The 21,297-nt window shown below is 74.4% G+C and carries 23 protein-coding genes; 17 read left to right on the plus strand and 6 right to left on the minus strand.

Annotated features, from left to right (window positions below; all coding sequences use genetic code 11):
* Nucleotides 1-21 precede the first annotated feature (21 nt).
* Genes ACNF49_RS09255 through ACNF49_RS09265 form a run of 3 tightly spaced genes read right to left on the minus strand, consistent with a single transcriptional unit; the run spans nt 22 to nt 3,472 of the window.
* Nucleotides 22-930: an amino acid ABC transporter permease gene (locus ACNF49_RS09255; protein WP_352322116.1), complete on the minus strand. Its 909-nt coding sequence runs from the start codon at nt 928-930 to the stop codon at nt 22-24.
* A 2-nt stretch (nt 931-932) separates the two neighbouring features.
* Complete coding sequence (locus tag ACNF49_RS09260) at nt 933-1,895, minus strand: ABC transporter substrate-binding protein (protein ID WP_482943422.1); 963 nt, start codon at nt 1,893-1,895, stop codon at nt 933-935.
* A 14-nt stretch (nt 1,896-1,909) separates the two neighbouring features.
* Nucleotides 1,910-3,472 carry an amidohydrolase gene (locus tag ACNF49_RS09265; protein WP_482943423.1) on the minus strand — a complete coding sequence of 521 codons (1,563 nt, stop codon included), beginning with the start codon at nt 3,470-3,472 and terminating at the stop codon, nt 1,910-1,912.
* Nucleotides 3,473-3,589: 117 nt separating this feature from the next.
* On the opposite strand from ACNF49_RS09265, the gene ACNF49_RS09270 reads away from it, so the two are divergent.
* The gene (locus tag ACNF49_RS09270) at nt 3,590-4,465 is read left to right on the plus strand and encodes a LysR family transcriptional regulator (RefSeq protein ID WP_482943424.1); all 876 of its coding nucleotides are present in this window, start codon (nt 3,590-3,592) and stop codon (nt 4,463-4,465) included.
* A 112-nt stretch (nt 4,466-4,577) separates the two neighbouring features.
* Entirely contained in the window at nt 4,578-5,753 is a 1,176-nt protein-coding gene (locus tag ACNF49_RS09275; RefSeq protein WP_482943425.1) for an amidase, read from the plus strand.
* An 18-nt stretch (nt 5,754-5,771) separates the two neighbouring features.
* Here the strand turns inward: ACNF49_RS09275 and ACNF49_RS09280 are convergent, their stop codons facing one another.
* Nucleotides 5,772-6,812, minus strand: coding sequence for an Lrp/AsnC family transcriptional regulator (locus tag ACNF49_RS09280; RefSeq protein ID WP_352353095.1), 1,041 nt, complete (start codon nt 6,810-6,812; stop codon nt 5,772-5,774).
* A gap of 110 nt (nt 6,813-6,922) precedes the next feature.
* On the opposite strand from ACNF49_RS09280, the gene cuyB reads away from it, so the two are divergent.
* From cuyB to ACNF49_RS09315, 7 genes are all read left to right on the plus strand, one after another.
* Nucleotides 6,923-7,642 (plus strand): cysteate racemase, encoded by a 720-nt coding sequence (gene cuyB, locus ACNF49_RS09285; RefSeq protein ID WP_482943426.1) that lies wholly within the window; start codon nt 6,923-6,925, stop codon nt 7,640-7,642.
* A 145-nt stretch (nt 7,643-7,787) separates the two neighbouring features.
* Nucleotides 7,788-7,940: a hypothetical protein gene (locus ACNF49_RS09290; RefSeq protein ID WP_358300966.1), complete on the plus strand. Its 153-nt coding sequence runs from the start codon at nt 7,788-7,790 to the stop codon at nt 7,938-7,940.
* Between the two features lie 63 nt (nt 7,941-8,003).
* The gene (locus ACNF49_RS09295; RefSeq protein WP_482943427.1) at nt 8,004-8,981 is read left to right on the plus strand and encodes an MvdC/MvdD family ATP grasp protein; all 978 of its coding nucleotides are present in this window, start codon (nt 8,004-8,006) and stop codon (nt 8,979-8,981) included.
* A complete protein-coding gene (locus tag ACNF49_RS09300; RefSeq protein ID WP_482943428.1) occupies nt 8,978-9,946 on the plus strand; it encodes a TIGR04500 family putative peptide maturation system protein in 969 nt (322 codons plus the stop codon). The genes ACNF49_RS09295 and ACNF49_RS09300 overlap by 4 nt, the downstream gene beginning before the upstream one ends.
* 88 nt (nt 9,947-10,034) lie before the next feature.
* Entirely contained in the window at nt 10,035-11,216 is a 1,182-nt protein-coding gene (locus ACNF49_RS09305) for an SMI1/KNR4 family protein (protein ID WP_482943429.1), read from the plus strand.
* A gap of 43 nt (nt 11,217-11,259) precedes the next feature.
* Nucleotides 11,260-11,754, plus strand: a complete 495-nt coding sequence (locus ACNF49_RS09310) for a hypothetical protein (protein WP_482943430.1) — start codon at nt 11,260-11,262, stop codon at nt 11,752-11,754.
* A 109-nt stretch (nt 11,755-11,863) separates the two neighbouring features.
* Complete coding sequence (locus ACNF49_RS09315) at nt 11,864-11,995, plus strand: bacteriocin (RefSeq protein WP_352353089.1); 132 nt, start codon at nt 11,864-11,866, stop codon at nt 11,993-11,995.
* A gap of 59 nt (nt 11,996-12,054) precedes the next feature.
* Here ACNF49_RS09315 and ACNF49_RS09320 read toward each other — a convergent pair whose 3' ends face one another.
* Together ACNF49_RS09320 and ACNF49_RS09325 are read right to left on the minus strand one after the other, a co-directional pair.
* The gene (locus ACNF49_RS09320) at nt 12,055-12,498 is read right to left on the minus strand and encodes a PaaI family thioesterase (protein WP_482943431.1); all 444 of its coding nucleotides are present in this window, start codon (nt 12,496-12,498) and stop codon (nt 12,055-12,057) included.
* 45 nt (nt 12,499-12,543) lie between these two features.
* Entirely contained in the window at nt 12,544-14,487 is a 1,944-nt protein-coding gene (locus tag ACNF49_RS09325) for an AfsR/SARP family transcriptional regulator (protein WP_482943432.1), read from the minus strand.
* Between the two features lie 78 nt (nt 14,488-14,565).
* Here ACNF49_RS09325 and ACNF49_RS09330 point away from each other — a divergent pair, with 78 nt between their 5' ends.
* The 8 genes from ACNF49_RS09330 (at nt 14,566) to ACNF49_RS09365 (ending at nt 21,269) form a co-directional block, all read left to right on the plus strand.
* Nucleotides 14,566-15,438 (plus strand): alpha/beta fold hydrolase, encoded by an 873-nt coding sequence (locus tag ACNF49_RS09330; RefSeq protein ID WP_357985442.1) that lies wholly within the window; start codon nt 14,566-14,568, stop codon nt 15,436-15,438.
* Between the two features lie 157 nt (nt 15,439-15,595).
* Entirely contained in the window at nt 15,596-15,754 is a 159-nt protein-coding gene (locus ACNF49_RS09335; protein ID WP_482943433.1) for a hypothetical protein, read from the plus strand.
* Nucleotides 15,751-16,617 (plus strand): Gfo/Idh/MocA family oxidoreductase, encoded by an 867-nt coding sequence (locus ACNF49_RS09340; RefSeq protein WP_482943434.1) that lies wholly within the window; start codon nt 15,751-15,753, stop codon nt 16,615-16,617. The genes ACNF49_RS09335 and ACNF49_RS09340 overlap by 4 nt, the downstream gene beginning before the upstream one ends.
* Nucleotides 16,598-17,446, plus strand: a complete 849-nt coding sequence (locus ACNF49_RS09345; protein ID WP_357985436.1) for a sugar phosphate isomerase/epimerase family protein — start codon at nt 16,598-16,600, stop codon at nt 17,444-17,446. The genes ACNF49_RS09340 and ACNF49_RS09345 overlap by 20 nt, the downstream gene beginning before the upstream one ends.
* Nucleotides 17,436-18,722: a M20/M25/M40 family metallo-hydrolase gene (locus ACNF49_RS09350; RefSeq protein WP_482943435.1), complete on the plus strand. Its 1,287-nt coding sequence runs from the start codon at nt 17,436-17,438 to the stop codon at nt 18,720-18,722. The genes ACNF49_RS09345 and ACNF49_RS09350 overlap by 11 nt, the downstream gene beginning before the upstream one ends.
* Nucleotides 18,719-19,897, plus strand: a complete 1,179-nt coding sequence (locus tag ACNF49_RS09355; protein WP_482943436.1) for an Ldh family oxidoreductase — start codon at nt 18,719-18,721, stop codon at nt 19,895-19,897. The genes ACNF49_RS09350 and ACNF49_RS09355 overlap by 4 nt, the downstream gene beginning before the upstream one ends.
* On the plus strand, nt 19,894-20,814 hold the full coding sequence (locus ACNF49_RS09360; protein WP_482943437.1) for a Gfo/Idh/MocA family protein: 921 nt from the start codon (nt 19,894-19,896) through the stop codon (nt 20,812-20,814). Before ACNF49_RS09355 ends, ACNF49_RS09360 begins: the two co-directional genes overlap by 4 nt.
* Entirely contained in the window at nt 20,811-21,269 is a 459-nt protein-coding gene (locus ACNF49_RS09365) for a DUF6917 domain-containing protein (RefSeq protein ID WP_482943438.1), read from the plus strand. The genes ACNF49_RS09360 and ACNF49_RS09365 overlap by 4 nt, the downstream gene beginning before the upstream one ends.
* Nucleotides 21,270-21,297 lie beyond the last annotated feature (28 nt).

Consider the following 21,297-nt stretch of genomic DNA (forward strand, 5'->3'; position numbering starts at 1 on the left):
CCGTGGCGTGCACGACGGGGCTCACGCCGCCGCCTTCGGCAGGATCCGGGCCGCCAGCCCGCCGCCGCGGACCAGCCGTACGGCCTCGGAGCCGAACCGGCGTTCCAGGCGGCCCTGGAGGAAGGTCGCGACGGCGGTCATCAGCATGTACCACAGGCTCGCCACGATGAGCAGCTCCATGATCAGGTTGTTGGCCTTGTAGATCTGGCTGGCGTTGGTCATCAGGTCGTGCCCGGCCACCACGTAGACCAGCGAGGTGGTCTTCAGCATGGAGATGAACTCGTTGCCGGTGGGCGGGATGATGATCCGCAGCGCCTGCGGCAGCACGATCACGCGCATCCGCTTGGCCGGGGTCATGCCCAGCGCGTACGCGGCCTCGGTCTGGCCGTGGTCGACGGCCTGGATCCCGGCCCGTACGGTCTCGGCGAAGTACGCCGCCAGGTTCAGCCCGAGCCCCAGCATGGCCGAGGTGAAACCGGTCATCACCTCGTTGGTGTCCCACTTGACGCCGATCATGGTGAACGGCACCTTGAGCACCAGCTCGGGGAACAGGAAGGCCAGGTTGTACCAGAAGATGAGCTGCACCAGCACCGGCGTGCCGCGGAAGAACCAGATGTAGAGCGTAGCCAGTCCGCTGAGCACCGGGTTGTGCGACAGCCGCATGATCGCCACGGCGACGCCGAGCACCAGCCCCAGCACGGTCGCCAGCACCGAGATCTCGATGGTGACCCAGACCCCGGCGAGGATGCGGTCGTTGAACAGGTATTCGGCGACCTTGCCCCAGTCGAGGCGCGGGTTCACCACGACCAGGTAGACCAGCCAGCCGGCGATCGCCGTCACGACGGCCGCGGCCAGCAGGCGGCCCCAGTGGCGTGTCCTGGCGACCGGGACGTGCTCCCCGGACGGCCCGGTGAAGGGCTCCGTGCGCATGGTCACTTACCGCCGTTGACGACAGCGGACTGGACGGCCAGCTTGTCCAGGTTCCACGCCTTCAGCAGCTTGGCGTACTCGCCACTGGCGATGAGGGAGTCGAGCGCGCCCTTCACCGAGTCGACGAGCTCCTTGTCGTCCGGCTTCATGCCGATGCCCCACGGGCTCTCGGTGCCCTCCAGGGCCATCGCCTCGACGTCCAGCTTGGGGTCGGCGGCCTTGCTGGCGGCCACCACGTAGTCGGTGATGGTGGCCTGCGCCCGCCCGCCGGTGACCTGGATCAGGGCCTCCTGGTCGCCGGGGAACTTCAGGATGTTCACGGCCGTCTTGCCGGCCTTCTTGCAGTCGGCGTCGTACCCCTCGGCCAGCTCCATGGACGAGCCGTTGTCGACGACGGACACCGTCTTGCCGCACAGGTCGGCCGGGCCGCCGATCTTGGCCGGGTTGCCCTTCTTGACCAGCAGGCCGGCGCCGGCCTGCACGTAGTCCACGAACGTGACCTGCTTCTGCCGCTCCGGCGTGTCGCTCATCGAGGAGATGACGAAGTCGTAGCGGCCGGTGAGCACGCCGGGGATCTGGGAGTTGAACTCCTCGTCGGAGATGGTCACCTTGGCGCCGAGCTTTCTGGCGATGGCCCTGGCCAGCGCCGGGTCGAAGCCGATCGCCGTCTTGCCGTCGCTCGCGTACAGCTCCATGGGCGGGTAGCCGACGGACGTGACGACCTTCAGGCCCTGCGTCTTCAGGCGGGCGGGCGCCTTGGCGGCGAGAGCCTGGTCCGGGGTGATGGCGTTGATCACGTCGGCCGCCTTCTCCTCGGTGGGGGCCTGGTCGAGCGTGACCGCCGCCGCGCCGCCGTCCGCCGGGGCGGCGGCGTCGCCGCCGCCGTCCAGGGACTGGGCGCCGCAGGCGGTGGTGGCGGCCAGCAGCGCGCCGGCGGCGAGGGCGGAGAGAGTGCGGATGTTCACGAGGGGGTGCTCCTTCAGGATCGCTGCCAGCGGACTTCGCCGCCGACGACGGTGGTGAGGACCTGGGTGCGCAGCACCGCCTCCGGCGGCTCCAGGTACGGGTCGGTGTCCACGGCGATGAAGTCGGCGAGCATGCCGGGCGCGAGCACGCCCTTGCGGTCCTGCTCGCCGGCCGCGTACGCGGCGCCGAGGGTGTGCGCGGTGATCGCCTCGGCCATGCTCAGCCGCTGCTCGGGCTGCCAGCCGCCGGCCGGCGTGCCGTCCTGCCGGGTACGGGTGACCGCGGCGTACAGTGCGGCCCACGGGTCGGGGCTCTCCACCGGCGCGTCGGAGCCGAAGGCCAGCGCGACCCCGGCGTTGAGCATGCCTCGCCAGGCGTAGGAGGCCAGGTCGTGGCCGGCGAGCAGCGAGTCCACCAGGGCGATGTCGGTGGTGCAGTGCACCGGCTGCATCGAGGCGACGACGCCCAGCCTGGCCATCCTGGTCAGGTCCTGAGGGCGCAGGTGCTGGGCGTGCTCGATGCGGTGCCGCAGGCCGGCGGTGGTCCCGATCGCCTCGTAGGCGTCGAGGACCAGCCGGTTGGCGCGGTCGCCGATGGCGTGCGTGGCGACCGCGATGCCGACCGCCGCCGCCTTGCTGAAGATCCGTACGAGGTCTTCGTACGGGGTGACCGCGATGCCGGTGTTGTCGTGCTCACCGGCGAACGCCTCGTGCATGTGGCAGGTGTGCGAGCCGAGCGCGCCGTCGCTGAACACCTTGACCGGCCCGGTGCGGACCCAGTCGTCGCCCTGGCCGGTGCGGCGGCCCTCGGCGATGGCGGCCTCCAGGGCGACCGTGGGGATCGCCTTGTGCACGCGGATCTTCAGCTCGCCGGCGTCGCGCAGCTCCAGGTAGGCGGCCCGGCAGTCCTCGCCGTCGATGTCGTGCACGCTGGTCAGCCCGAACGACAGCAGCTCCTCCTGGCCGGCGCGCAGCCGGTCGCGCAGGTCGCCGGAGACCATGAGGGCGCGCAGCGGGTAGGAGGCGGACTCGCGCAGGATGCCGGTGGGCTCTCCGTACGCGTCCCTGACGATCTCGCCGCCGACCGGGTCGGGGGTGGAGGCGTCGATCCCGGCCATCCGCAGGGCGGCGGAGTTGGCCCAGACGGTGTGGCCGTCGACGTTGGGCAGCGCCACCGGCAGGTCGGGGCAGACCGAGTCGAGGGCCTTGCGGTCGGGCTGGACCGGCGGGTTCCAGATGTTGCTGTTCCACCGGCCGCCGAACAGCCAGGCGCCCGGCCGCAGGGTCGCCGCGTGCTCGGCCACCTTGGCCAGGGCCTCGTCCAGGGAGCGCACGTCGCGCAGGTCGACCGCGCCGAGGCTCTGGGCGTACTGGGCCGTGTGGATGTGCGCGTCGTACAGGCCGGGCAGGACGGCGGTGCCGTCGAGGTCCACGAGCTCGGCTCCCGGGCCCGCCGCCGCGCGCACGTCGGCCTCGGTTCCGACGGCGACGATCAGCTCGCCGTCCACGGCCATGGCCTGGGCGGCGGGGGCGCCGTTGGTGCCGGTGCGAATGGTGGCGTTGCGGTATACGCGCATGTCATGGATCTCTCAGGGGTTTCGGGTGGGGTGGTGCGGCTCACTGTAGAAGTGGCGGAAAGAAGTAGGAAGCGATATAAACACGACATTTAGCAGCGCTGAGAGCAAGGAACGCTTATGCTCAAGCCAGAACATCTGCGCACACTGCGTGAGGTCGTGCGTCTGGGGTCGTTCGCGGCGGCGGCGAACCGGCTGGGTTACACCTCCTCGGCCGTCTCCCAGCAGATGGCCGCGCTGGAGCGGGAGACCGGCGTGCGGCTGTTCGACCGCTTCGCCCACAGCGTGCTGCCGACCAGCGCTGCGGAGGTGCTGGCCAGGCAGGCCGAGACCGTGCTGGCCGACATCGAGCGCATGGTGGCCACCGTCCAGGCGGTCCACCGCAACAGCGAGCCGCAGATCCGGCTCGGGCTGTTCCCCAGCTTCACCGACGTGCTGGCCGGCGTCATGCGGGAGATGGAGCCGGAGGACCGGGCCGGGATCCGGCTGTCGGTCGCCGAGTCCTCGCAGCTCATCGCCCGTCTGGGCAGCGGCGGCGAGATGGACGCCGCGGTGGTCTACCAGGTCGGCAACAGCGGGCTGTCGTGGCCGTCGGTGCTGACCAGGCGGTGGATCGCCGAGGACCGGTACCGGCTCGTCCTGCCCAGGCTCTGGCCGGATCTGTCGCCGTACCGGGCCGAGCAGCTCGTGGACCTGCCGTGGATCATGCACCATCCGGCCAGCAGCGACGCCACCCTCTTCGAGGCCCTGTTCGCCCACTGGAGCCTGCACCCACGGGTGGTCTGCCACTCCGACGACTTCAAGATCACCCTGTCGCTGATCGGCGCCGGCGTGGGCGCGGCCCTCATCCCCGACCTCGCGCTGCGCGGCCACGGCGAGGACGTCGTGGTGGTCGACGTGCCGTGGCTCAACATCAGCCGCAGCATCTTCACGCTGGTCCACCCCGACCGCGAGACCGCCCGCCTGCAGTGGCTGCTGGACGAGCTGACCGTCTGAACCGCCCCTCGACGCGGCCGGGGCCCATCTGCCAGCATGTGCCGGATCATCCCCCCGGGCCGCGGCCACCTGGCGTCGCCGTGCCCGCGCAAGGCTAAGGAGATCTTTCACCGTGGAACGCGAGGCGGCGATCGCCCAGTCCGCCGAGGCAATCCGCCTCCACAGCGGGCACCACATCCTCATCGAGGCCGGCCCCGAGCCCGTGCTCGACCGCCTCGGGCGCGACGACCGCCGCACGCCGGACGGCCCCCTGCGGAACTGGACGTACGTCGTCAAGGACATGATCGACGTGGCCGGCCTGCCCACCACCCGCGGCTCCGCCCTGTACGGCGCCGAACCCGCCCTGGCCGACGCCCACTGCGTCGAACTGCTGGACGAGGCCGGCGCGCTGCTGGTCGGCAAGGCCAACCAGCACGAGTTCGCCTGGGGCGTGACCAGCGAGAACCCGCACTGGGGCGACGTGGGCAACCCGCGCCACCCGCACCTGACCCCCGGCGGTTCGAGCGGCGGCACCGCCGCGGCGCTCGCGGCCGGGATCGCCCGGTTCGGGCTCGGCACCGACACCGGCGGCTCGGTGCGCATGCCCGCCGCCTGCTGCGGCGTGGTGGGTCTACGCCCCCGCTCGGGGGCCGTGCCCGCCGACGGGGTGGCGCCGCTCGCCCCGGCCTTCGACGTGGTCGGCCCGATGACCACCTCGGTCGCCGACTGCGCCCGCGTCTGGCAGGCGCTGACCGGCGAGGCCGTCGAGCCGCCCGACTCGCTGGCCGGGCTGGTCGTGGGCGTCGCGGAAGGCTGCGGTCAGGCCGGCGACTTCGCCGAGCTGGGCGCGCGGCTGCGCGAGGTGGCCCTGCCCGCCGAGGTGCTGGAACCGTACTGGACGATCGTGGGGGCGCAGGCGCGCCGGACGCACGAGGGCACCTTCCCCGAGTGCGCCGCCCGCTACAGCCCCGGGGTGCGGGCCAAGCTGGCGGCGGCCGGCGGCGTCGGCCACGAGGAGTACCGGCGGGCCGTCGAGCGGCTGGCGGCGCTGCGGGCCGCGTTCGCGGCCGCCGTCGAGGGCATCGACCTGCTGGTCATGCCGACGCTCGGCGCGCCCGCGCCCCGGGTCGGCTGCGACGAGGCCCGGGTGCGCGGCGAGGTCGGCCGGATCACCGCGACGGTGTCGGCGCTCGGCCTGCCCGCCCTGGCCGTCGGCGACCTGCAGCTCGTCGCCACGAGCGAGGCCGCCGTGCTGCGGGCGGGGATGTGCAGGGAGATCCGCGGCGGGACGATCCCCGAGCCGCGCTGATCCTCAAGGGTCCGCTGGTCAGGCCGCCCGGGGCAGGCTCCACGGATCCACCGGCACCACCTCGGCGCACCGGCCGTACGGGTCGAGCAGCCGCCCGTACAGCTTCGACTGGCGCAGCACGATCTGCCGGTCGGCCACGGTCACGTGCGGGAAGCGCTCCTCCAGCCGTACCACCAGCGGATGCAGGTCGGCCACGCCGTGCAGGCCCACCGTCAGCAGCATGTTGCGCGGCCCGGCGAGCGCCGCGCACGTACGCGTCTCGGGCCAGCCGAGCAGCGCCCGGCCGGTCTCCTCCAGCAGCGCGTCGGGCATCCGCAGCCACAGCAGCGCGGCCGAGTGCCAGCCCGCGTGCGAACGTGCCAGGTCGCAGCGGAAGTCGAGGTCGCCGGTGGCCACCAGCCTGGTCAGCCGGCGCTGCACCGTGCGCTCGGACGTGCCCACCGCCCTGGCCAGCTCGGCGTAGGGCGCCCGGCCGTCGGGGAGCAGGGCGGTGAACAGCCGCCGGTCGATCTCGTCCATCTCCCTGGTCGACTCCGGCGCGGCCGGCCGCCTGGCCAGGGCGGCGGCGGTGCGCGGCGGCAGCACCCGCAACCGCCAGCGGCACGACGCCTCGAACACCCGCGTGGCGACGTGCGTGCGGACCTTGGCCACGCCCGGCACCCGGGGCAGCGCGGTGAGCACGTGGTCGGCCAGGGCCGGCATCGACGGGGCCACGGCGATCACGAACAGGTCGTGCCCGGCGGCGACGTGCTGGACGGTGATCAGATGCCGCTCCCGCGCCAGCGCAGCCGCGACCTCGGCCGCCGCGCCGGCCGCGCAGTCGATCTCCAGGAACGCCATGCTCAGCGCGTGCATCTGGCGGGGGCCGAGGGCGACCGTGGTCCACGCCTCGCCGGTGCTCGTGAGCCGCTGCCAGCGCCGCGCCGCCGTCACCGGGTCGGCCCCGACGGCCGCCCCCACCTCCACCCAGCTCGCCCGCGGACTGATCTGCAGGGCGTCGATGAGCTCAAGGTCGGACTCGGCCAGCAACGACGGCGGCTGTACGCCGGAATCCTGCACTGATCCTCCCTCGATGTCTGATTGCTGCGTTCCAGCGGTCGGGACACCCTATACCGGGATCCTGGGCCCGACCGCCGTCAGGCGGAGCCATCGGAAAGGGAGACCCGCGGATGACCTCGCTCGGCCGGGCCAGGATGGTCGGCGTGCTGGGCGGCATGGGCCCGGCCGCCACCGTCGACTTCTACGGCAAGCTCGTGGAGGAGACCTCCGCGACCGGCGCGGCCGGCGACCAGGAGCACGTGCCGGTCGTCATCTGGGGCGACCCCCGCGTCCCCGACCGGTCGACGAGCCTGCTCGGGCAGGGGGAGGACCCCACCCCGCAGCTGCGGCGCGGCGTCGGGGCGCTCAGGCGGGCCGGGTGCGAGGTGCTGGCGGTGCCGTGCAACACCGCGCACGCGTTCGTGCCGCGCCTGGCCGAGGAGGCCGGGCTGGAGCTGGTCAGCATCGTCGAGGTCACCGCCGCCGCCCTCGCCGCCGACGGCGTCCCCGCCGCCGGGCTGCTGGCCACCACCGGCACGCTCCGCGCCGACCTGTACGGCCCCGCGCTGCGACGGCACGGCGTGACCCCGGTCGAGCCGGACGAGCCCGGCCAGCGCAAGGTCATGGCCGCCATCGCCGCCGTCAAGGCCGGCCGCGCCGGCCGGGAGCACGCCGACGCGCTGGCGGCCCAGGCCCGCTCGATGGCCGCGCGCGGCGCGCGGCGCGTGGTGGCCGCGTGCACGGAGGTGCTGCTCGCCCTGGACCCCGCCACGGTCCCGGTCCCCGTCGTGGACCCGGCCCGCCTGCTGGCCCGCGAGATCGTCCGCGTGGCGCTGGCCGCGCGCGCCTGAGCCGGCGTCGTTTCACTTCCGCCTCTCAAGTCACATCCAAGCCACTTCCAAACTCCGGATGGTGGGCTTGGCGCACGAGCTGAGGACGTGTCCGCACGTCCGCGAGCCGGGGGCTCGCAGCTCGATGTGAAGGGAGGCATCGACCATGAGCAAGAAGATCGTGAGTCTGGACGATCTGGGTGACGAACTGGCGGTGATCGAGGAGGCCGATCTCGGCCTCGTCGCGGGCGGCATGCGGATGCAGCGCTGCTACGGCACCAACGGCAACCCGCCCACCGACTGGGTCTCCGACTACTGATAGAGACGATTCGCGGTCGCGTGGGAGGGAGCGTGCCTTCCTCCCACGCGGCTGGGGGGACACGTGCTACTGATTCTGAGCGAGCCCGGCGACGCGACCGTGGACCTGGTCCTGCCCAAGCTGAAGGCCCGGGGCGCGGACGTCCTGTGGTGGGATCCGGGCGAGTACCCGTCCGCCGCCCGGCTGACCGCGCGCTTCGGTGCGGACGGTGAGGAACTGGTCCTGACCAGGGACGGGCAGGTCTTCGACCTCTCCGGCACGACGGCCGTCTGGACCCGGCGCCCCGGACGCCCGCGCGCCGCGGACGACGTCACCGCGGACGACCTGCGCGCGCGGGTGGACGAGCTGTCGGAGTGGTTCACGGACGGCTTCTGGGACCTGCTGGACGCGCGCTGGCTGCCGGCCCGCCAACCGGTGCTGCGCAGGGCGCACAACAAACTGGTCCACCTGGCCCTGGCCCGGCGGCTGGGCTTCGCCGTGCCGCGGACCGTGATCACCAACGACCCGTCCGAGCTGGTGCCCGCCTACGAACACGCGGACGGGCGGCTGATCGCCAAGGCGATGGAGCACACCCTGTTCGAGATCGACGGCGGCGCGCACGCCGTCTACACGACCGTGGTCACCCGGCGGTCACTCGGCGGCCGGGGGCGGATCGGCCACGAGCCGGTCATCCTCCAGCCGTACGTGCCCAAGGCGGTGGAGCTGCGGGTCACCGTGGTCGGACGGCAGGTGTTCACCGCCGAGATCGCCTCCCAGGACTCGCCGCGCACCCGCGACGACTGGCGTCACTACGACTTCGCCCGCGCCCGCCACAGCGTGCACGACCTGCCGGACGACGTCGCCCGCCGCTGCGTCGACCTGGTCGCCGCGCTCGGCGTGTCCTTCGGGGCGATCGACCTCATCCTCACCCCCGACGGGGAGTACGTCTTCCTGGAGATCAACCCCAACGGCCAGTGGGCCTGGATCGAAGACCTGACCGGCCTGCCCATCAGCGACGCCATCGCCGACTGGCTCACTGCCGGAGAAACGGACGCGCAATGACTCAGCTCTCCCTCGGGCCGGCCCTCGAAAGCGGCGTGAACCTGCTGCGCGGGCTGACCCGCCGGCGTTCGGCCGTGGAGGAGGCCCGCCGCACCACCGCCGCCTGGGCCCAGGCGCACCCGCGGCTCGGCGCCCAGCTCGTGACCAGCCCGCGTCCCGGCTCGCCGGTCGTCGACTACGACCTGCTGCTCGACCACCCGTCGGGCGGCACCATCATGCTCGGCGTGCAGGCCGAGGACGGCACGTCCTGGCTGGTCGACCACTCGACCCACTGGGCCGCCGGTTACGTGCTGACCGTGGACGGGACCCACGTGTCGGTGTCCGAGGCGATGCTCATGCTGCGTTCGCTGGCGCGTCCCGGGATGTCGCCGCAGGAGGAGCTGGTCCGGTTCTGCGTGCTGCGCAACGCCGCCGAGCAGGAGGAGGTCGGCCTGGCCGACGTCCAGGCCGCCGCGGACGGGTTCCGCAGGCGGCGCGGCCTGCTCGGCCACGACACGATGGCGGCGTGGCTGGACCGGATGGGCATGAGCGCCGAGGCGTTCCACGACCACATGACCATGACCGCCAAGGATCAGCGGTTCCGCGCCCGGAAGCGGGCCGAGCTGGCTCCCGCGTACCTCGACCGCCATCGTGACCGGTTCGCGCGGGTACGGGCGGCCTGGGTGCTGTCGGACGACCCGGTCGAGGCCGCCGAGCTCGACGGACCTCTCGCCGGCCGCTGGGACGTGCGGCTGACCAGGGCCAGGACGTGGGCGGGCGAGCTGCCCGCACCGCTGCGGGAGGTGCCGGCCGGTGGCGCCGCCGGCCCGGTCCCCTTCGAGGGGGGCTTCCTGACCGGCCAGGTCGTCGAACGGCAGGAGGCCGTGGCGGACGCGGCCACGCTGAAGGCCGCCGGCGAGGCCGCCTTCGAGGAGTGGCTGACCGGCGCCGCCCGGGAGGCCCGGATCACCTGGCACTGGCTCTGACGCGGCCGGCGCCCTCAGCGCCGGACCATTTGAAGTGATTTCTCGGGGCATGTCGGTGCCTTCGAGTACTGTGCCGCACGTGCGGCGGATGATCACCTCTCGGGGCTTGTGGTGGGCGCTCGCGGCGGCGGCCGTGGCGGTGGCGGCGGTGGGGTTCCTCCGCCGCTCGCGAACGCCGTACCCGGCCCCGCCCGACGAGCGTCCGGCTCTGCAAGGACCGCCTTTCGAGCGGGACGCCCCGCCGCCGTGGCCGCCCGTCCCGATCCTCGGCACGCCGACGAAGGCGGACGTCGAGCGCTACGCCACCAGACCGGCCGGTTTCTTCGACCACCCCGCCGTCGCCGCCCTTCTCGCGGAGCGGCAGCCCCTCGACGGCCCCACCCGGCGGCGGCTGAACCGCTGGGCCGCGGTGGCACTGGCGGTCGTCCTGCTGGCCGGGAGCGCGCAGGTCCTGGAGTGGGCGGTGTTCTCCAAGGGCGGCTACCCGACCGAGGAACACTTCGGCGGTTGCGCCCCGGCCTACGCGGACGCCGGCGTCCGCTGCGTGGTGGACACGGACATCGAACGGGGACCGGCCGCGGAGCCGGTCATGGGCGAGCAGCAGCACGCCGAGTCGCAGGAGCCCCCTGTCGCCCGGCAGTCGGCCGCCGACACCGACTGCACCCCCGGCACGGCCCGGCCGCACGTACGCGCGATCGACGCGAAGGTGACCCGCGCGGTGAACCGGCAGTGGCGGCGGATCGAGACGTGGCTGAAGGCCAACGCGCCCAAGAGCTACCGCACGCTCGGCGCGCCGGGAAGGGCGCGGACCATCGCGGTCGCCGAGGCGCAGACGGGCCTGTCCTTCCCCGACGACCTGCGGGCCTCGCTGCTGCGCCACAACGGTTCCGTCAACACCGAGGGCACCTGGCCCTTCGGCTTCCTGGACAACGTGAACGCCACCATCCGCCAGATCCGCGACCACTGGCGCACCCTGTGCGAGATCGACGACACCGACGACTCGGACGACCCCCGCACCGAATGGTGGGACGGACGCATGATCCCCGTCGGCTACGACGGCATGGGCAACAGCCTGGTGATCGACTCCGTACGCCGCGACGTCGGCGAGACCGACCACGAGGACAGCATGAGCTTCACCCCCGGCGGCATCCGCATCCGCTCCTACCACGCCCTGCTGAAGGCGACCGCCGACGCCCTGGAGACCGGCGGCACGGTCGGCTACTGGAAGCCCGAGGCGGTCGCCGGCGAACTGGAGTGGACCATCCCCTGACCCACTCATCGACATCGCCGGCCGTGGGTGCCACGATGCGTGGATGATCGCTCCGCAGGTGATCGCGTCGTCCGGGCGGCGCGTGGCCATGAGGCTGGTCCTGGCCGCCGTGGTGGGAGCCGGGCTCACCGTCGCTCTCCTCACCTGGGCCATCGTGATGCCGGTCCTCATCCCCTCGTCGCAGGCGCGCTACTGCGGCGAGTACACCGGCTGCCTCGGTTACGTCTTCCTGACCTGGGAGTACGGCCGGTGGGTGGCGCTGGTCGCCGCCTGGCCGCTGCTGCGCCAGCTGCGGGTGCGCCCGGCGTGGCGGGCCGCCCTGATGGCCGCGCTGTTCCTGGTGGCCCTCTGGCAGGTGGCGCTGGTACTCCTCTCGGACGGCTCCGGCAGCGGCTTCGCCCTCATCATCCTCAGCGGCCTGATCGCCTACCCGGCGGCGGCCTGGACGACCATGCCGCACGTCCCCCGCGCCGTCCCGATCGTCGCCGCGGGCGCCGCCCTCGCGGTCTGCGCCGTCACCTGGCCGCTCGTTCAGTGAGGCGCAAGCGGGCACGCCACCCGCCCCTAGTGATCGCCAAGACGTCCCCAAGTGCCTCCTGCGACCGTGAGTGCGCGACATTCACCACGACAGAGGGGGACGTTCCCAGATGAACGACTTCGAGACCGGCGCCCGCGAGCTCGACGACAACGAGCTCGCCGCCGTCACCGGCGGCATGTGGGCCAACTACGACTGGATGAACTACGACTGGCGCGACGCCGTCATCGACGCCCTGCCGTAACCACGCGGCACGCCGCCGGGGCCGCCCCACACAGGGGGTGGCCCCGGCCTCGCGCCGGATCAGGGGCGGCTCATCGTCCGGACCAGGACGGTCGCGGTCGCCGTGGCCACGAGGTCGCCGCCCGGATCGAGGAGCTCGCCGGCGAGGAAGCACACGTCTCTGCCGCGCCTGACCACGCGCCCCCGCCCGACCAGCCGCCCGGGCCGCGCGGGACGCAGGAACTGCACATGGAGATCGAGGGTCGGCGCGAACTGGCCTTCAGGCAGCGTCGCCACCAGCGCGGGCCCCAGCGTGTCGTCGAGCATCGCGGCCAGGAAGCCGCCCTGGACCACGCCGACCGGATTGGCGAACTGCTCGCCCGCCCGGAACGCCACCTCGATCGTGCCCGCCTCCGGATCGACCTCGACGAGCTCCCAGCCGAGCAGCGCCGCCGCCGGCGGTGGCGGAACCCGCCCGGCAACCATGTCCCAGAACATTCCGCGCCTGTCCGCGTGCGTGGTCATGCCCGCCATTGAACAGGCCGCCACCGACAGTCCGGCGGCCATGGGCTAGCCCCCGAGCTCGGCGAGGAAACCGGCGACCGGGCCCAGCGTGATCAGGCCGCTGCCGGCTCCGGCCAGCTCGGCCGCGGCGGGGGTGAGCGCCTGGCGGGCGCGGGCCGCCGCCCGCCGGTCGCCGACCGCGACGGCGGCTCTCGCGACCAGGCACCACATGGCCTCCAGCAGCAGGTCAGGGGGCGGCTCCGGGATCCGGCCGACCGCCTCGGCGGCCTCCGCTCCCCGCCCTTCCGCCAGCAGGACGAGCGGCCGCACCCACGGCTCGTACGGCCCCCACTCCACGGCGTCCCGATCGGCCTCGCCCAGGACCGGCAGGCCGTGCCGCACCCGTACGGACAGCAGCGCGAGCGGCAGCAGCCCCCGCCGCAACCCGGGCATGCCGACGTCGTCCAGCCGGGCCGCGACCGCCCGGTAGGCCGCCTCCTCCTCGGCCGCCGGCACCCGCCCGCCGGCCGCCTTCCGCAACACCCGGTACCAGTCGGTGAACACGCCGACCAGCGGCAGCTCGTTCCGTTCGGCCAGCCGGTCGGCGGCGGCCGCGTGCCGGTCGGCGGCGCCGAAGTCGCCGAGCGCCCCCAGCGCCTGGACGCGCACGAGGTGCCCCAGCACCTCGAACGTGACCAGCCCGTGCCGCGACGACAAGGCGACCAGCTCGGCCCCGATCCCGTCCCGGTAGGAGGCCAGCCCCGCCCGCTCGAACGCCTGCATGAACACCCCGTTGAGCGCGAAAGCCAGCAGCGCCGGATCGTCGAGGCGGCGGGCGATGCGCTCGGCCTCGGCGGCGGCCAGCGGGCCGCGGGCCGACCGGGCACCGCGCGACTCGACGGCGATCGTGGCCAGCAGCCGCGCCCGCGCCGCCTCGGGCGCACCGGGCGGAAGTCCGGCCAGGGCCCGTTCCGCCGCGGCGACGACCTGGGCCGCCTGCTCGGGGTCGTCCGACCGGGTCCAGATCGCCGGGACGTCGTAGGCGCCGATCACCCGGGCGGTCAGCTCCGGATCGCCCAGCTCCTCGGCCGCCGCGATGGCCGCCGTACGGTGCCCGCGTGCCGCCTCCAGGCCGCCGCCCCCGGTCACCGCGAGGTTGCGCAGCAGGCCGACCGTCGACTCCAGCCGCGCCCGGGCCCCGGCCCCCACCGTGCGGTCGTACGCCTCGGCCGCCTGCGCCCACACCCGGGCCGTGGCGTCGGCGGGGGCGGCCAGGCCGCGGTCCTGGTGCAGGATGTCCGACTCCAGGCGGCGCAGCCGGGGCCCGGGGTCCACGCCGAGGTGCTCGGCCAGGAGCGTCCGCGCCCGGCGCAGCACCGCCAGGGCGTCCCCCTGGCGTCCGGTGCGGTAGAGGGCGAGGGCGAGCAGCCGCCAGGCGTCCTCCCGCCAGGGGTGCTCGGCGACGTGCGAGTCCAGGTCGGCGACGGCTTCGGCGGCCCGGCCGAGCGCCAGTTGCGCCTCGGCCCGAAGTTCGACGGCGTGCAGCCGCAGCTCGGTCAGGCGGGCACGTTCGGCGCGCGCCCAGTGCTCGTCGGCGAACTCGGCGTAGGCCGGGCCGCGCCACCAGCCGAGCGCCTCCGCCAGCCGGGCCGGTTCCGGCGGGCCGGCGGTCACGGCGCGTTCGAAGCGCCAGGCGTCGACGGCGTCGGGATCGGCGCGCAGGGCGTACCCGGGGCCCTCGGTGACCAGCAGCCGGGCGGGGGCGCGTGGCGGGCGTGCGGGCTCCAGCGCCCGGCGCAGGGCGGCCACGAACGTGCGCACCGCCCCCACCGCGTCCGGCGGCGGGTCGTCCCACAGGTCCGCCACCAGGCGCGTCACCGGGACGACGCGGCGCCGGGCGACGATCAGACGGGCCAGCACGGCGCGGTGCCGCGGCCCCTTCAGCGGGATCGGCTCGCCCTCGTCGTCCCAGGCCGCCACCGGCCCCAGCACCCCGAACACGCCCCCCATCCTTCCTGCTCACCGGATGCTCATCCGCCCCCGGCACGCTGGGAACCGACCCGGTCACCCATCGAAGGAGGGCACCTCATGACCATCCCCGGATTCGACCACCGCCGCGTCCCCGTCGCCGACGGCGTCACGCTGCACGCGGCCGTCGGGGGCTCGGGCAGCCCGATCGTGCTGCTGCACGGCTTCCCGCAGACCCATCTGATGTGGCGGCACGTCGCCGCCGACCTGGCCGCCGACCACACCGTCATCTGCCCCGACCTGCGCGGTTACGGCGCCAGCGACAAACCGGCCGAGACCGGCCCGGACGTCTACTCCAAGCGGACCATGGCCGCCGACGTGGTCGCCCTGGCCGGGGCTCTCGGCCACGAGCGCTTCGCCCTGGCCGGGCACGACCGCGGCGCGCTGGTCGCCTTCCGCGCCGGCCTCGACCACCCGGCCGCGGTCACCCACCTGGCCTGCCTCGACGTGCTGCCGACCCTGGACATGTGGGACGTCATGCGCGGCGTCACCGCCGCCGTCGGCTTCCACCTCTACCTCATGGCCCAGCCGCCCGGCCTGCCCGAGCAGCTCATCGGCGCGAGCCCGGACGCCTTCTTCGCCCACTTCCTCGACCTGTGGACCAACGACCCGGCGGCGATCCCGGCCGAGGTACGGGCCGCGTACCTGGACGCCTGCCGGGCCGCCGTGCCGTCGATCGTGGCGGACTACCGCGCCTCGGCCGGGATCGACGTCGAGCACGACCGCGCCGACCTGGCCGCGGGCAACCGGCTGGGCATGCCGGTGACCGTGCTGCAGCAGGACTGGGGCGCCGCCCTCGGCTACGACGCCGCGGAGGTGTGGCGGGCCTGGGCGCCCGACCTGCGGCACGACACGGTCACATGCGGACATTTCATGGCCGAGGAGTCTCCCGCCGAGATCGCGAGGGCGCTCCGCGAGCTCGTGTCCCGGTAGCCGGCCCTCCTGGTCAGGGGCGGTCTCGTAACTTAAAGTAATTGACATGTCACGGTAAGTTATTCGACAATGACAGCGCCAAATGAGGTCGTCCTTCCGGCGGGAAAAGTACGGGCCGGAAAGCCGAGTACGCGACGGAGTAGAGGCGCTCGCCAGCATGTTGCACGCATTCATCGTCGGGATGGGCAGATCCGGCGCAGGGCTGCATCTGCCGTCCCTGGCCAAGGTGCGCGAGGCGGCCCCCGGGCTGCTGGCGCCCGATCCGGTCGTCGTCCTCGACCCCCTCCTGCCGCCCGGGGGCGTGCGGGGGCGGTGACGGCCGGGTCGCCCGAGGAGGCCGCCGCGCTGGCGCCGCCCGACCGGACCGTCGTACACCTGTGCACCCCGCCGCACGTCAGGGCCGGGATGCTGGCCCGGCTGGCGCCGCTCGGCTACCGCAAGTTCATCGTGGAGAAGCCGCTCGCGCTCGACCTGGTCGGGCTGGCCGCCGTGGCCCGGGTGCGCCGGCGCTGGGGCCTCGACCTCACGGTCGCCACCCACTGGCTCGACAGCACGCTCACCGGCCGGCTGCGGGCGGCGATGCGGGCCGAGGAGTTCGGCCCCCTGCGGCAGATCCGGGTCGTGCAGAACAAGCCCAGGTTCACCCGCAGCGCGGCGCGTCCCGACGCCACCACGGCCTTCGACATCGAGATGCCGCACGCGCTCGCCGTGGTGCTCAGCCTGGCCGGCGGCGCCCGGATCTCGGCGGCGTCCTGGGAGGACATGGTCACCGAACGCCTCCGGCTGCCCCGGCTCGGACGGGCCAGGCTGCGGCTCGACCACTACTCGGGCGTGCGCACGGAGATCGACTCCGACCTGACCTCGCCCGTCCGGGAGCGGCGCATCTCCCTGCACTTCGAGCACGGCACGCTCACCGGCCACTACCCGTGCAGCGACGCCGACCACACCGCCCAGCTCAGGGTGGCCACGGCCGAGGGCGAACGGCGTACGGTGTTCACCGACGACGCCCTGCCCGCCTTCCTGCTGGCCGCCTACCGCCGCTACGCCCGCGCCCGCCGCTCGCCCGGCGCGCTGCCCGTCCAGGTCGACGCCGTGCGACTGCTCACCGAGGCCAAGCACCTGTGCGCGGCGCACGAGCCGGGGCGTGAGGAGGCGCCGCGTGCAGGCACCACCTCCTGAGCTGGCCGGCATCGGCGACGAGGCCGCCCCCGACCTCGACGGCCAGCTCGCCGCCGTGGGGGAGCTGGGCTGGAACCGGCTGGAGCTGCGCACGGTCGACGGCGTGCCGGTCGCCGCGCTCGGCGAGCAGGCGTTCCGGCGCGCGGCGCGGCGGCTGCGCGAGGCGCGGGCCGAGGTCGTCGCGGTCGCCTCGAAGATCGGCGACTGGTCGCGGCCGGTGACCGGCGACTTCGCGCTCGACCTCGCCGAGCTCGACGTGCTGGCGCGCCGCTGCCCCGTGCTGGGGACGCGGCTGGTGCGGATCATGTCCTTCCCCTCGGGCGGCCTGCCCGAGCCCGAGTGGGGGCGAAGGGTCCGCGACCGGCTGCGCGAGCTGGCCCGCCGGGCCGAGGACGCCGGCCTGCTGCTGGTCCACGAGAACTGCGCCGGCTGGGCGGGCGACCGTGCCGACCGCATGCTGGACCTGGTCACCGGGATCGGCAGCCCGGCGCTGCGGCTGCTCTTCGACATCGGCAACGGCGTCGCCCACGGCTATCCGGCGGCCCCGATGCTGCGCGAGGTCGTCCCGTACGTCGCGCACGTCCACGTCAAGGACGCCGTCACCGGCCCCGGCGGCGAGGTCGTCTACGTGCTGCCCGGCGAGGGGCGGGCGGGCGTCGCCGAGTGCCTGCGCCTGCTGTCCGCCCACGGTTACGCCGGCGCCCTGTCCATCGAGCCGCACCTGCGGCTGCGCCCCCACCTCGACGACCCGGGCGCCGGCGACCGGGCCGCGTTCGTCCGGTACGGGCGGGCGCTGGAACGGCTGGTGGGGCAGGTCGATGGACGTTGACGCCGTGCCTCTCGACGCGGCGGAGCGCGACCTGCTGCTGAGGCTGCTGCGGCTGCCCACGGCGGGCCCGCTGGAGACCGGACCGGCCGGGCCGCCGCCGCGGCTGCGCGAGGCCCAGGAGCAGTACGCGCGGGCCGCCGCGCCGCTCGGCTTCCGCACCGTGCGGCACACCTCGGTGCGCCCGGCCGAGCTGGACCGCGCCGACGTCCCCGCGCCCGTGCGCGAGGCCCTTGACCTGCCCGGCTTCCTGGACGGCCAGCCCAGCCTGGTGCTGCGGCTGGGCCCCGGCCTCCCGGCGTCCCGCACGGTGATGTTCAACGTGCATCTCGACACGGTCGCCGGCGGCGGACCGGCCGGCTTCGACGGCGAACGGTTCCACGGCCGCGGCGCGATCGACGCCAAGGGCCCGGCCGTCGCGCTGCTGGCCGGGCTGCGGGCGGCGCGCGTGTGCCGTCCGGCCATCGGGCGCGAGGTCGGGGTGCTGATCCAGGCCGTGGCGGGCGAGGAGGGCGGGGCCATGGGCGTGCTCGGCACCCGCCCGCTCGTCGAACGCGGTTACGTCGGGCGGCTCAACGTCTTCTGCGAGCCCACCGGCGTACGGTTCCTGCCGCGCAGCACGGCCGCCGCGACCGCGCGGATCGTGGTGGACGGCGACCACGCCGTGGACGACCGCCCGGCCGCCGGGCACAACGCCACGGTCCTGCTCGGCTTCCTGGCCCAGCACCTGGCCAGGGCGCTCGACCCGGACACCGTGTGCGTGGCGGGCCTGCACACCGGCACCCGCCACAACCAGGTGTACGGCCGCGGCTCCCTCCTGCTCAACCTGCCCTACGCCACCCCCGCCACCGGACGGCGCCTGGAACGGGACCTCGCACGGGCCCTGGACGACGGGCTCGCGGCCTTCGCGGCGGCCTTCGGCGGCACCGCCCTGTTCGCCAGGACCGCCCGCGACGCCAGGGCCGTCACCCGGCTGGAGTGGCGCAAGCGCGGCCTGCCCGTGCTCGACGACCGCGACGCGTGGGGGCACGCGCTCCTGCGCGACCGGGCCGGGATCCCGCCCTGGCCCGCCGGAGAGCCGGCGTTCACCTGCGACGCCATCTGGATGGCGGGCGTCGAGGGCGCCTGCACGGTCGTCCTGGGGCCGGGCGACCTGGCCGGCAACAACGCCCATGCCGAAGGGGAGTTCGCGCGGGCCGCCGAACTCGCCGGGTTCGCCGCCGCCGTGGCCCGGCTGATGATCGCCTTCACCGACGACAGGATTGGACGAGGAGCATGAACCCCACCGCCTCACCCGCGACGGACGCACCGCCCGCGCAGCCGTACCCGCCGGTCCCGAGGGTCGCCCGGCAGCCGGCGCGGGCCGCCGTACGGGTGCGCCACGACGACCTGCTGGACTTCGTCGCCGCCGTGTTCACCACCCGCGGCCTGGCCCCGGAACGAGCCCGCGAGGCCGCCGCCGCGCTGTGCTACGGCGACCTCGTCGGCATGACCTCACACGGCCTGGCCAACCTGACCCGGCTCTACCTGCCGCTGTTCGACGAGGGGCGGGTCGATCCGCTGGCCGAGCCGTCCGTGCTGGCCGACCGGGGCGCGGCCGTGCTGCTCGACGCCGACCGCGCGCTGGGCCTGTGGGCCGCCGGCCTGGCCATGGAGATCGCCGCCGGCCGCGCCTCGACGTACGGCGTCGGCCTGGTCTCCGTACGCGGGGGCACCCATCTCGGCTGCGCCGGACACCACGCGCTGCGCGCGGTCGAGTACGGCATGGTCGGCGTCATCGCGAGCAACTGCGGCCGGCAGCGCATCGCCAGACCGCCCGGTGGCGCGGTGGCGATGCTGGGCACCAACCCGATCAGCGTCGCGGCCCCCGCGGGCGGGCATCCGCCGTTCGTGCTGGACATGAGCACGACGGCCATGCCCACCGGGCGGGTCAGGCAGGCCGCGCGGCACGGCGACGTGCTGCCCGAAGGGGTGCTGGCCGGCGACGACGGCGCTGCCGTGACCGACGCGGCGGCGTTCGACGAGGGGCGGGCGCACCTGCTCTGGCTGGGCGGCCAGGCGGGGCAGTACAAGGGCTTCGGGCTGGGGGTGGCGGTCGAGGTGCTGGCCGCGCTGGTGTCCGGCGCGGGTCTCGGCGCCCACCCCGACGCCCACGACGGCGACGGCGGCCCGAGCGGGCGCGACGACGACATCGGCTTCCTCGCCCTGGCCGTCGCGCCGGGCGCGTTGCGCGAGGGCATGGAGGGCGACGCGGCCACGATGTTCGGCGCGCTGCTCGGCTGCCCGCCCGCCGATCCCGGCTCGCCGGTGAGCTATCCCGGCTGGCACGAGCATCGCCGGGCCGAGCAACACCGGCGCTCGGGCGTCCCGCTCGCCACGGACCTGTACGACGAGCTGGCCGCCCTCGCCGCCGCCACCGGACTCGACGCCCCCGCCCTGGTGGTGGAGCGGTGAGCGCCCGGCTGCGCGTCGCGGTCATCGGGCTCGGCGTGATCTCGCGGTTCTACCTGGCGGCCCTGCACAGCTCGTCCGGGCTGCGGCTGGCCGCGGTGTGCGACACCGATCCGCGCGTCCTGGAGGGGCACCGCGTCCCCGGCTACCGCGACCACGTCCGGCTGCTGGAGGAGGAACGGCCCGACGCCGTCGTGGTCACCGTCCCCAACGACCTGCACGCCCGGGTCTGCGCCGACGCGCTGGAGCGGCACATCCCGGTCTGCGTGGAGAAGCCGCTCGCCCTCGACGCCGCGCAGGGCAGGCGGCTCACGGACCTGGCCGCGAGCTCGGGCGTGCCGCTGTTCACCGCCTTCCACCGGCGCTACAACTCCGCCGTCGGACGGCTGCGCGCGGCGTGCGCGGGCGCCCGCGTCGAGGAGCTGACCGTGCGCTACCTGGAACGCATCGAGGACCATGCGGGCGACGACTCCTGGTACCTGGACGTACGGCGCTGCGGCGGCGGCTGCGTCGCCGACAACGGGCCCAACGCCTACGACCTGGTGGACCTGCTGCTCGGCCCGGCGCACGTCGTCTCCGCACACGTCGACCGGGACGCCGCGGGAGCCGACCGGCAGGCGGACGTCGAGCTGCGCGCCGGCGCGGCCCGCGCGCGGATCCTGCTCGACTGGTCCTACCCGGGCGAACGCAAGGACCTGCAGGTACGCCTGGCCGACGGCCGCACCCTGTACGCCGACATGCTGGCCGGCCACTCCGGCTTCAAGAACTCCCTGTGGCACGAGTACGAGGGCGTGCTGGCCGCGTTCGAACGCTCGGTGCGCTACGGCACCCCCGACGGCGAGGGCGGCCTGCCCGCCCTGCGCTTCGTCGAGGACGTCTACCGCCTGGAGAAGGCCGGCGCGGGACGGGGGGCCGCGTGAACCCCGACGAGGACGGCCCCAAGACCGCGGTCACCGGGACGCTGCTCAAGGTGCTGGTGCACCGCAGGCAGGACCGCGGCATGCGGCTCGAACCGCACGCCAGCCGGTGCGTGCGCGCCGGCGAGGTGCACGAGCTGGTCGCCACCGACCACACCGAGACCGACGCGGGCGCCCGGATCGACCGGGTCGCCTTCCTGGGCTTCGCCGAGATCGTCGCGGCCGGCGTGCTGGACCGGGGCGACGAGGTCTGGATCGGCGGGCGCCGGGTCGGGGTGCTGCTCGGCTTCGACGCCTGCCACCTGCCCAACCACTACAACGTGCTGATCCACAGCGATCCCGCCGTCACCGGCCGGGAGCTGGGACTCATGCCGGGCGAGCCGCTGGTGTTCAGCCAGGCGCTCCCGGAGGACCCCGAAGAGGGCGGCGCCCGCGTCCTCCGCTGGCCCCTGCTGTAGAGCCGTTCCAGAGACTTCCGATTACTTT

The sequence above is a fragment of the Actinomadura sp. ATCC 39365 genome (genome assembly GCF_054392275.1).

Excerpts from the sequence above, each read along its gene's own strand:
- ACNF49_RS09255 (WP_352322116.1), bottom strand. The coding sequence starts at position 930 with ATGCGCACGGAGCCCTTCACCGGGCCGTCCGGGGAGCACGTCCCGGTC.
- ACNF49_RS09265 (WP_482943423.1), bottom strand. The coding sequence starts at position 3,472 with ATGCGCGTATACCGCAACGCCACCATTCGCACCGGCACCAACGGCGCC.
- ACNF49_RS09270 (WP_482943424.1), top strand. The coding sequence starts at position 3,590 with ATGCTCAAGCCAGAACATCTGCGCACACTGCGTGAGGTCGTGCGTCTG.
- cuyB (WP_482943426.1), top strand. The coding sequence starts at position 6,923 with ATGACCTCGCTCGGCCGGGCCAGGATGGTCGGCGTGCTGGGCGGCATG.
- ACNF49_RS09290 (WP_358300966.1), top strand. The coding sequence starts at position 7,788 with ATGAGCAAGAAGATCGTGAGTCTGGACGATCTGGGTGACGAACTGGCG.
- ACNF49_RS09300 (WP_482943428.1), top strand. The coding sequence starts at position 8,978 with ATGACTCAGCTCTCCCTCGGGCCGGCCCTCGAAAGCGGCGTGAACCTG.
- ACNF49_RS09305 (WP_482943429.1), top strand. The coding sequence starts at position 10,035 with ATGATCACCTCTCGGGGCTTGTGGTGGGCGCTCGCGGCGGCGGCCGTG.
- ACNF49_RS09310 (WP_482943430.1), top strand. The coding sequence starts at position 11,260 with ATGATCGCTCCGCAGGTGATCGCGTCGTCCGGGCGGCGCGTGGCCATG.
- ACNF49_RS09315 (WP_352353089.1), top strand. The coding sequence starts at position 11,864 with ATGAACGACTTCGAGACCGGCGCCCGCGAGCTCGACGACAACGAGCTC.
- ACNF49_RS09320 (WP_482943431.1), bottom strand. The coding sequence starts at position 12,498 with ATGACCACGCACGCGGACAGGCGCGGAATGTTCTGGGACATGGTTGCC.
- ACNF49_RS09325 (WP_482943432.1), bottom strand. The coding sequence starts at position 14,487 with ATGGGGGGCGTGTTCGGGGTGCTGGGGCCGGTGGCGGCCTGGGACGAC.
- ACNF49_RS09330 (WP_357985442.1), top strand. The coding sequence starts at position 14,566 with ATGACCATCCCCGGATTCGACCACCGCCGCGTCCCCGTCGCCGACGGC.
- ACNF49_RS09335 (WP_482943433.1), top strand. The coding sequence starts at position 15,596 with ATGTTGCACGCATTCATCGTCGGGATGGGCAGATCCGGCGCAGGGCTG.
- ACNF49_RS09350 (WP_482943435.1), top strand. The coding sequence starts at position 17,436 with ATGGACGTTGACGCCGTGCCTCTCGACGCGGCGGAGCGCGACCTGCTG.
- ACNF49_RS09355 (WP_482943436.1), top strand. The coding sequence starts at position 18,719 with ATGAACCCCACCGCCTCACCCGCGACGGACGCACCGCCCGCGCAGCCG.